We start from the raw sequence: 9,960 nt of genomic DNA on the forward strand, positions 1-9,960 counted from the left end.
CTCTGCCTGGTGCCTCGGTCGCGGTCAGCTCGGGCGCAGGTTGTTCTTCAGTTCGGCCCGCAGCACGTCCACGACTCGTTCGACCTGGTCCGGCCGTAGTTCGGCGTGCATGGGGATCGCCAGGTTGCGCTGGAAGAGGTCCGCCGAGACCGGGCAGCTCTGCGCGGCGTCGTACACCGGCTGCAGGTGGCTGGCCCAGGTGCCGTGCCCGCAGCCGACGCCCTGGGCGCGCAGCGACGCGGCGAGCCCGGAGCGGTCCACGCGCGGGTCGAGGGTCACCAGGTAGGACTGCCAGGCGTGGGTGCGGTCCCCGGGCACGTGCGGCACCGTGAGCAGTTCCTCGTCGGCGAGCAGCTCCGCGTACGACGCCGCGATCGCCGTCCGGCGCCGCAGGAGCTCCTCCACGCGCTCCAGCTGCACCTGGAGGATCGCGGCGGCGATGTCGGAGAGCTTGTAGTTGTAGCCGATGTCGGTGAACGAGGGGATCGGCAGGCCGACCACCTGCGCCTGGTCGTAGATGCTCCCGATGCCGAACGACGACCGCAGCCGGGCGTCCGCCCCGATCACCGGGTCGGCGGCGAGCAGCGCCCCGCCCTCGCCGCTGCTGGCGCCCTTGCGGCCGTGGAAGGAGAGACAGGCCACCGGCGCCAGCGCTCCCGCGGGGCGGCCCTGGTAGCTGGCGCCGACCGCGCAGGCGGCGTCCTCGACGACGAACAGGCCGTGGCGGTCGGCGACGGCCATCAGTTCGGTGTAGTCGGCGGGCAGCCCGACGGTGTCCACCGCGATCACCCCCACCGTGCGCGGGCCGATCAGGTCGGCCACCGCCTGCGGGTCGACGGTGCCGGTGTCACGGCGCACGTCCGCGAAGACGGGGGTGGCACCGACGTACCGCACCGCGTGGGCCGGCGCGGGGAAAGTGTAGTCGGCGACGATCACCTCGTCGCCGGGCTCGACGCCGAGCGCCAGCATGGCCAGGTGCAGGGCCGCGCCGCAGTTGCTGAGCGCGACCGCGTCACCGACGCCGTAGCGCCGCTTCAGCTGGGCTTCCAGGGCCTTGCCCTTCGGCCCCTGGCCGGCCGGCCAGCCCGAGGCGAACACCTCGGCGACGGCGGCGAGTTCCTGTTCGCCCAGGCTCGCGTGCACGAGCGCGATGCCGTCCGTGCTCGCTGTGCCGCTCGTGCTCGCTGTGCTTCCCGTGCTCGCTGTGCTTGCCGTGCTCGTTGTGCTGCTCGTGCTCGCTGTGCCGCCCGTGCGGGTCGTGGGCACTGTGCCCGTCGTGGTCGCCGCGCTCGTCGTGGTCATCGGAGGTCCCCCCTCGGCTCTTCTTCTCCGGTCAGGTCGTCGCTGGTCACGCCGCGGGCCGGTCGGCCGGGGCGGCGGCGGGCGGGGTGAAGCGGAGCGGGGTGATCTGCTGGACGTCGTAGCGCTTGCGCATCCGCTCGACGGCCTCGGAGTCCACCGACCGGCCGGCCGCGAAGATCTCGACGATCTCCTCGAAGTAGCGCTCGTGCTCCGGCGAGGGGGAGCTCTGGAAGAGCATCCGGGCCGGTGCGTCCGTGGCGTTGCGGAAGGCGTGCGGGCAGCCCGGCGGCACGAACATGCAGCTGCCCGCGACCGCCCGGACGGCGCGGTCGCCGCTCGGGGACTCCCAGCCGTGCCAGGTGTCCCCGGCCCGCTCGGTGGGTTCGAACGCGAAGAGTTCCAGTTCGCCTTCGAGGACGTAGAAGAACTCCTGTGAACGGCTGTGGGTGTGCGCGCCGACGTCGAACCCGGGCGGCACGACCACCTCGAAGACGGAGGCGGAGGAGCCGTCCGCGGCCGTGACCTTGAACGTCACGTCCTGTGCTTTGGTGACGAGTTTCCGGCCCTGGCCGGGCGGGACGATGAGACCGCTCATCTGGTGTCTCTCATTCTGGGAAAAGGGAAAGCCGGGGAGGCCCGGAGGAAATCCGGGAGCCGGACGACGTGAGAATGCCACCGGTGACTTGGGGCCCACTGGGTCCGGGATTGGCGCCTGCTTGCCGCCAAGCGGAGGCCAACTCGCCGCCTATTCACCGGCAAGGGGCACGGCCGAGGATGCGTGACGCCGGCCGCCGGTCACCGTCGGGGCCGGCCGTATCGACACGGAATTCAGAATGCGGATTCCGTTCCGACCACCCCGAGGGGGAAACCATGCCGTCCGCCCCGCACCGAGTTCTGCTCGCCGAGCCCCGGGGGGCCTGTGCCGGAGTGCACCGGGCCATCGAGACGGTGGAACGCGCGCTCCAGCTGCACGGCGCACCCGTGTACGTACGCAAGCAGATCGTGCACAACGAGCACGTCGTGCGGGAACTGGAGGGCAGGGGCGCCCGGTTCGTCGACTCGGAGGAGGAGGTGCCGGCCGGTGCGGTGTGCGTCTTCTCCGCCCACGGGGTGTCCCCGCAGGTCCGTGACAACGCCCGGCGGCGCGGGCTCACGGTCATCGACGCGACGTGCCCGCTCGTGGCCAAGGTGCACCAGGAGGCCGTCCGGTTCGCCCGCGACAAGGACACGCTCATCCTCGTCGGGCACGCCGACCACGAGGAGATCGAGGGCACCTACGGAGAGGCCCCCGAGCGCACCGTCGTCGTCGGCAGTGTGGAGGAGGCCGGGCGGCTGGACCTCGCGCCCGGTACGACGGCCGCGTACCTCACCCAGACCACGCTGTCGGTGGACGACACGGCGGAGATCGTGGCCGTGCTCCAGGAGCGCGTTCCGGGGCTGACCGGTCCGGGCAGCGCCGACATCTGCTACGCCAGCCAGAACCGGCAGAACGCGGTGAAGGCGATCGCGGGCCGCAGCGACCTCGTCCTCGTCGTCGGCTCGGCCAACTCCAGCAACTCGCTGCGCCTCGTGGAGGTGGCCCGGGCCGCGGGCACCGACGCCCGTCTCCTGCCCGACCCGGACCTGCTCGGCCCCGCCTGGCTGGAGGGCGTGCGCACGGTGGGCCTCACGGCCGGCGCGAGCGTGCCCGACGTGCTGGTGGAACGGGCGCTGCGCCGGCTGGCGGAACTGGGCTACGCGGACGTCGAGACGGAAGTGACGGCCACCGAGAACGTGGAGTTCAGACTGCCGCCGGAGGTGGAAGGGCCGCCGGAGGTGGAAGGGCCGGCGCTGGTGGAAGGGCCGGCGGAGCCGGGGACGGCGGGGGACACGGAACGGCCGGGACAGCGGGGACAGCGGGGACAGCGGGGACGGCTGAACGAGGTGAGCCAGCCGGAACACCCGGACCACCTAGACCACCCGGAACAGCCGGAACAGCCGGAACAGCCGGAACGCCTGGAGCAGCGGGAACAGCCGGAGCACCCGGAGCACCCGGAACAGCCGCTGGTGGCCGGGGAGTCGGGCAGCGGGGTGGCGGCGGTTGAGGAGCGTGGCGGCGTCGACGAGGAGAGCTGCGCGAAGCTCCTGGACCGCGTCGACCGGCGGATCGCGGAGCTGCTGAGCGCCGAGGAGGCCCGCTGGAGTGCCGTGGACGCCCGGGTGGCGATACCGGTCGCGGCCGTCTCCGAGCTGGTCGCGTCGGGCGGAAAGCGGCTGCGGCCCCTGTTCTGCGTGACCGGCTATCTGGCGGCAGGCGGCACCGCGGACGAGGACACGGTCGTCGACGCGGCGGCGGCGCTCGAACTGCTGCACGCGTTCGCGCTCATCCACGACGACATCATGGACAACTCGCCCACCCGGCGCGGCGCCCCGACGGTCCACGCCGCGTACGCGGACCTGCACGCCCGGCGTTCCTGGGCGGGGGAGTCCCGCCGGTACGGGGAAGGTGTCGCCATCCTCGCCGGGGACCTGGCGCTCAGCTACGCGAACCGGCTCGCGGGCAGGCTGACCGGTCCGGCGGCACAGGTGTGGCACGAGCTGGTCACCGAGATGATCATCGGCCAGCAGCTGGACATCGCCCTGGCCGCCGAGGTGGAGCCGGACCCGGACCTGGCCCGCTGGGTCGCCGTCTGCAAGTCCGGCCGCTACACCATCCAGCGGCCCCTCGCCCTCGGCGCGGCCATCGCCGGGCGCCCCGGGTTGCACACGGTCTTCGAGGCGTACGGGGTCGCGGCCGGCGAGGCGTTCCAGCTGCGCGACGACCTGCTCGACGCGTTCGGGGACGAGACCGTGACCGGCAAGCCGACCGGACTGGACCTCAGCGAGCACAAGATGACCCTGCTGATCGCTCTGGCCGCGGCCCGGGATCCGCGCGTCGCCCGCCTGGTCGAGGACAGCCGCCACGCCGAGTGGGACCCGGCCGGGCTCCGGGCGGCCCTGCTCGCCTCCGGAGTGCGCGCGGACGTCGAGGAACGGATCGACACCCTGGTCGCCGAAGCCCGCGCGGCCCTGGCGGACGCCGGCCTGCCGCGCGGCTGGCGCCTGCGCCTGGAGGAACTGGCCGACATGGTCGCCTACCGCGACCGCTGACGCCGTACGCCCCGCACTCCGTAAGCCCGCCCACCCGGACCCGAAGGAAGACCCATGGGAAGCACGCTGCTGCACAGACTGAGCCACCGGCCGTACCGCGCACCGGCCCGCGCGTCGAAACACAAGCGGGGCCTCTACCTGGGTGTCGTGCCGGAGCTGGCCGCGCGCGTCCGCGGCGCCATGCCGCTCGTCCTCGACCACGACCTCGACGTCCTGCCGGAGGCCGGTCGCAGGCTGACGGTACGTCAACTGGCCTCTCATGCAGCGGACATGGCGAACCGGCTCGCGTCGGCCGGGGTGCGCCCCGGCCGGCACGTGGTGATCTGCAAGGCCCCCAACTTCGACCTCTGGCTGCTGGCGACGGCGGTGGAGCGCACCGGCGCCGTCCCGGTCATGCTCTCGCAGCACCTGGACTCCGCGGCCCTCACCGCGCTGCTGGCCCGGCTGGAGCGGCCGTACCTGGTCACCGACGGACCCAAACTCCGCTCCCTGATCGAGGACGGCGTGGACCTGGCGGAGCTGACCGAGGGGGTGATCGGCGTGGGCGGGGACACGCCGGGCGCGGTCGCGCTCGCCGGGCTGGACGGCACGGTGCCTATCCGGCCGGTCCTGCGCGGACTGGACGAGCCGGCCATGATCACGCACACCTCCGGCACCACGGGACTGCCCAAACTGGTCGTCCACACCCCGCGGACGATGCGCTCCCGGCTGCGCCCGCAGCTGTTCCTGCTGGGGCTGATGAGGAAGCGGGGGACCGTCGCGATCCACCTGCCCTTCGGCCACTCCCGGACGTTCGCGGCGATGTCGCTCTGCCTCCTGCAGGGCATGCCGGCGCTGCTGGTGAACGACGGCACCCCGGACGCCGTCGCCGGGTTCTTCGCCGAGCGCCGCCCCTGGCTGATCGAGGCGCTGCCCAACTCCTTCCTGGCCTGGGAGGAGCTGAGCGACGACCCGCGCCGCCCGTTCGCGTCGGTGAAGTACTTCAGCAGCACCTTCGACGCGATCCACCCGCGGACGGTACGCCGTCTGCTGCACGCCTCCGCGCAGCCCGCGCAGTTCTTCCAGATCTACGGGCAGAGCGAGGTCGGCCCCGCGGCAGGCCGGCCGTACTACCGCCGGTTCGTCCACCGGATGGACGGCCGCTGCGTGGGCTACCCGCTGCCGGGCAGCGCCCGGGTCCGGCTGGTGAGCCGGGACGGAAAGCGGCCCTCGCAGCGGAACCCCGGCTTCATCGAGGTCCGCTGGGACGGGCTGGCGAAGACGTACCACGGTGAGCAGGAGCGCTACGACGCCAACCTGAACGACGGCTGGTGGCGTACCGGGGACGTCGGCTACCGCACCTCGTTCGGCTGCCTGCACATGCTGGACCGGGAGTTCGACACGATCCCCGGGGTGGGCAGCAACCTCGAGATCGAGGACATCCTCCTGGACGAGCTGGCGGAGCTGGCCGAGGTCGTCGTGGTGCCCGGCCCCGGCTCCAAGGCGGTCCCGGTGGTCTGCACCCACCGGGACGAGCCGCTGGACGCGGACCGCTGGCGCGCCGTCACGGCCGCCTACCCGCAGCTGGCCGACCCCGTCCAGATCCCGCTGGCCGAGCTGCCGCGCACCGCCACACTGAAGACCCGCCGGGTCGAACTCTCCCGCCGCCTGGCGGCCGGACTGTAGGACCGGCCGCCTCGCGACCACGGGTCGCGCCACCCGGGCGCGGCCCGGCCGGCGGGGGAGCGGGCCGGGCGGAGGCCCGCCGCCCGCCGCGTACGACGGCTACCAGGCGCCGTGGTGCATGAGGCCCAGGACGAGGACGGCCACGGCGGTGGCCAGGAACACGATCCCGCCCACGATGTTGCGGGAGCCGACGCGCAGGTGGGCGATGATCGCGCCGATGAAGTACAGGATGAGACCGCACGCGGCGAGGTTTCCCAGGACCGGCACCGCGAGCCCGGCCAGCAGACCGACGGTGCCCGCGGCCAGTAACGCGCCGAGGACGGGCACGTACTTGCGCGGTATGCCCTTCATGTCCGCCTGGGTCTTGGGGTACTCGTGTCCGATCAGGTACGTGACGGCGGCCGCGCCGTTGAAGACCACGCCCAGGATGGTGACCGTGACGAAGGCGATGGACACATTCTCTCCGCTCTGTGGGGACAATGTCGCCGGCCGCCCCGTTGCGGGACCCCGTGCTCGGGAGGACAGCAGGCGACTCGATCCGTGAACATCGGTCGGCCGCCGGTGTGCCAGTGGCCCGAACACCTGGTGGCCGCTGCCCAACACCGCGACGCGATGGTGCTGTTGGGGTTGTGGACGCTTTCCGTGCGGGATGATCGTACAGGCCGCCCGGGCCCGGGCAACTGGCCTTGCGCGCTATTCCCCGCGCCTATACCGCTTCGTGATCGATCACCGGAACCCCTGGGGCCGCGCCGGTGCGCGCGTGCGGGTGGCGTCCGCCCCTGTCCCCGTCGTGCGGGCGGCCCCCGTCCGTCGGGCGAAGCGGAGGCCGGCCCGCCCGGTCCTGGTCACGCCATGGGCTTGGTCGCCTCCGCCAGGAGGTGGTAGCCGAAGTGGCCGAAGGGGGCACCTCGGCGGGGAAGCGGCTGGCCGGGTGGAAGTCCGCGCCCGCCGTGGCGGCGGGCAACACCGTGGTCCGCACGAGTACGCGGGTACGTGCCGTAGGCGGCCGGCCCCGCTCCCGCGGTCACGCGGGCACACCGGCTACCACCCCGGCCGGGGCGTGGGCAGGCGGTTTCCGTCAGCGGTGCGGGGATCCTGCCCGGGCAGCCGCCCCGCCGCACGGCGGTAGGCACCGGTGCGAAATACTCTCCCGGTGAGTTCACGTACTTCCCCGGTCAGCCGGCCGATCGAGATACGGAGGGCCGTCGCGCGCGATGCCAGACGGCTCACCCGGCTCGTGCGCGGCTCGGGCGCCTACGCGGGCGAGTACGCGGCGGCGGTGGCGGGCTACCGGGTCGGGCCTGACTACATCGAGGCCCACCGCGCCTTCGTGGCCGTGGGCGCCGACCAGCACGGAAGCCGGGTCCTCGGGTTCTACTCGCTCGTCCTCGCGCCACCGGAGCTCGACCTGCTGTTCGTCGCCGACGAAGCGCAAGGACAGGGCATCGGACGGCTGCTCGTCGCACACATGCAGTCCGAGGCCCGTGCCGCCGGGCTCGACCGGGTGAGGGTCGTCTCGCATGTCCCCGCCGCGGGTTTCTACCACCGCGCGGGTGCGGTGCGGACCGGGACCGCGCTCGCGAACCCGCCCGCCGTGCCGTGGGACCGTCCCGAATTCGAGTTTCGCATTCCCTCGGCATGACGCGGCACGCCGCCGGACACGGGATCACCGGGGGTACCGCCTGGTGACCCTCGGGAGGCACCGAGTGCCGCCCGGGCGGTCATGCCCCGGCGCCGCCCCCCGCCCGGCATCCGGCAGGGGGGTCAGCGCACGGTCTCACCCGCGGTGTCGATGACGGTACGTGCCAGCACCTCGAACAGCTCCCAGTCCTGCTCGGCCGGGCGGCGCAGGCGCTGGTCACCGAGCTCCGTGTTGAGGGTGACGTACCGGGCCCCCAGCTTGTCCAGCAGGAGCAGGTCCTCGTGCAGCTGCTCGAGGCTGCCCTGGCCCAGGCGCCGGTGCTGGGCGGGCAGGGGACGCTCGGTGAGCGCGAGGGGGATCGAGGGGCAGAAGTCCGGCGTCGGCCGCCCGGCCGCCGAGGCGTCCTCGGCCAGCGTTTGCAGGGCCGCCGGCAGTTCGGGGCCCTGGGGCCACATGGGGTGCCAGGCGTCCCCGTACCGGGCGGCCCGGCGCACGGCGGCCCGGCTGTTGCCGCCCACCCAGACCGGGGGGTGCGGGGAGCGGGCCGGGAGGGGCGCGGCGTGCACGCGGTCGAAGTGCACCGTCTCACCGTGGAAGGTGGCGACCTCCTCGGTCCACAGCACCTTCAGCGCGCGCAGGTACTCGTCGGTCAGCGCCCCGCGCCGGCTGAAGGGGACGCCGAGCGCCTCGAACGCCTGCCGGGCCCAGCCGACGCCGACGCCCAGCACGAGGCGGCCGCCGGAGAGCTGGTCCAGGGACGCGGTGATGCGGGCCAGCTGGAGCGGGTGGCGCTGGGGTGCGATGGCGACGCCGGTGCCCAGCTCGATACCGCTCGTCTGGCCGGCGAGCCAGGCCAGCGTGGTGAACGAGTCGTAGAAGGGCACCGGGGAGCGGCGGTGCGCGTCCGGGGTCAGGGCGATGTGGTCGGAGACGGTGATCAGGTGGTAGCCGAGGCGCTCGGCGGTCGTCGCCCAGCCGCGCAGGGAGCCGGCGTCGATGTGCGTGCCGAAGTTGGGGAGGTTGATGCCGAATCGCACGGCGAGCCTTTCAGTGGGTGGGGCCCGCCGCCGCGGGCGGAGCGGGCAGTTCGTCGGTCGGTACGGCGGTGAGCGGGCGCGGCCTGGGCCGTGCGGACGCCCACCGGCGCATGGCGGGGCGTTCCACCCCGGTGTACAGCAGGGCGGCGATCAGCAGGCTGAGCGCCGCGCACGCGGCGGTCAGGCCGATGCCCGCCGGCCAGGAGTACTGCCGTGTCTCGCCGAGCAGGCGTCGCCCGTACACGAGCACCGGCCAGTGGACGAGGTAGAAGGCGAAGGAGACCTCGCCGAGCCACTGGAGGGACCGGGCGCGCAGCCAGGTGTGCCGGCCCGCTGTGTCGAGGTGCGCGACGGCCGGGATCAGCAGCGCCACGGGCACGATGGTCGCCGCGTTGAGCGCGTACACCGCGGGCAGGTACAGCGAAGCGGCGTAGCAGGCCACGAACAGCGCGGTCAGCGGCAACGGCCGGAAGCGCCTCCAACGGCCCTCCAGGACGATCCGGGCCATGACGATGCCGAGCACGAAGTCGAGCACCCGGGTCACCGGGAAGACGTACACCAGCCAGAAGGCCGACGCGGGCAGCGGCTTGTCCGGGGCGAGCATGCTCGGCTCGGCCGGCACCAGGGCGCTCACCACGGCGGGCAGGGCGATGACGGCGGCCATCAGAGACAGGGCGCACCCCCACAGGCGGTGCGCCCGGACGCGGGCCACTGCCCGGTGCAGCAGCGGGAAGAGCAGGTAGAAGAACAGCTCGCAGCCCAGTGACCAGCTCGGATTGTCGACGCTGAAGTAGACGTCCTCGTCCGGTACCCATGGTTGCAGCAGGAGGAGGTTGAGGACCGCCGTGCCGCCCGCGACGGTGGCTCCCGCGTACAGCGCCATGGTGGCGGTGTGCGTCACCAGGTGATTGGGGAAGACCTTGACCAGCCGTCGGCGCCAGAAGGCCGTGGTGGAGTCCTGCGGCCTGGCCGACCAGGTGAGGATGAATCCGCTGAGCACGAAGAAGAAGGACACCCCCACCCAGCCGGCCTTGCAGAAGACGGTGAACGCGCCGTCCGACAGGGCTTTGTCGGCGAACGGCCTGCCGATCGCGATGTGGAAGAGGAACACGGCGAACGCGGCGAAGAACCGGACCCCGGTGAGAGACGTCAACCGGGTGCGGGTGCGGGTGCGGGTGCGGGTGC

Annotated in this window: 8 protein-coding genes; 3 read left to right on the forward strand and 5 right to left on the reverse strand. The window is 73.0% G+C overall.

The window, feature by feature from the left end; translation table 11 throughout:
• Positions 1-24: 24 nt before the first annotated feature.
• Both GT045_RS05880 and GT045_RS05885 read right to left on the reverse strand, forming a co-directional pair.
• Positions 25-1,152 (reverse strand): DegT/DnrJ/EryC1/StrS aminotransferase family protein, encoded by a 1,128-nt coding sequence (locus GT045_RS05880; protein ID WP_161333502.1) that lies wholly within the window; start codon positions 1,150-1,152, stop codon positions 25-27.
• A 196-nt stretch (positions 1,153-1,348) separates the two neighbouring features.
• Complete coding sequence (locus GT045_RS05885) at positions 1,349-1,897, reverse strand: cupin domain-containing protein (protein ID WP_161295209.1); 549 nt, start codon at positions 1,895-1,897, stop codon at positions 1,349-1,351.
• 275 nt (positions 1,898-2,172) lie between these two features.
• Between GT045_RS05885 and ispH the strand changes: the two genes are divergently transcribed.
• Both ispH and GT045_RS05900 read left to right on the forward strand, forming a co-directional pair.
• Entirely contained in the window at positions 2,173-4,431 is a 2,259-nt protein-coding gene (gene ispH, locus GT045_RS39490; RefSeq protein ID WP_237538370.1) for a 4-hydroxy-3-methylbut-2-enyl diphosphate reductase, read from the forward strand.
• A gap of 54 nt (positions 4,432-4,485) precedes the next feature.
• Positions 4,486-6,096, forward strand: a complete 1,611-nt coding sequence (locus tag GT045_RS05900; protein ID WP_161295207.1) for a class I adenylate-forming enzyme family protein — start codon at positions 4,486-4,488, stop codon at positions 6,094-6,096.
• 99 nt (positions 6,097-6,195) lie between these two features.
• On the opposite strand, the gene GT045_RS05905 is transcribed toward GT045_RS05900, so the two are convergent.
• The gene (locus GT045_RS05905; protein ID WP_161295205.1) at positions 6,196-6,552 is read right to left on the reverse strand and encodes a DoxX family protein; all 357 of its coding nucleotides are present in this window, start codon (positions 6,550-6,552) and stop codon (positions 6,196-6,198) included.
• Positions 6,553-7,249: 697 nt separating this feature from the next.
• On the opposite strand from GT045_RS05905, the gene GT045_RS05910 reads away from it, so the two are divergent.
• Complete coding sequence (locus tag GT045_RS05910; protein WP_161295203.1) at positions 7,250-7,738, forward strand: GNAT family N-acetyltransferase; 489 nt, start codon at positions 7,250-7,252, stop codon at positions 7,736-7,738.
• Between the two features lie 122 nt (positions 7,739-7,860).
• Here GT045_RS05910 and GT045_RS05915 read toward each other — a convergent pair whose 3' ends face one another.
• Both GT045_RS05915 and GT045_RS05920 read right to left on the reverse strand, forming a co-directional pair.
• On the reverse strand, positions 7,861-8,775 hold the full coding sequence (locus GT045_RS05915; protein WP_161333498.1) for a TIGR03619 family F420-dependent LLM class oxidoreductase: 915 nt from the start codon (positions 8,773-8,775) through the stop codon (positions 7,861-7,863).
• 10 nt (positions 8,776-8,785) lie between these two features.
• The coding region (locus tag GT045_RS05920) for an acyltransferase (protein ID WP_161333499.1) at positions 8,786-9,960 on the reverse strand (1,175 nt) is incomplete at its 5' end.

The sequence above is a fragment of the Streptomyces sp. SID486 genome (assembly GCF_009865385.1).
Classification (GTDB): domain Bacteria; phylum Actinomycetota; class Actinomycetes; order Streptomycetales; family Streptomycetaceae; genus Streptomyces.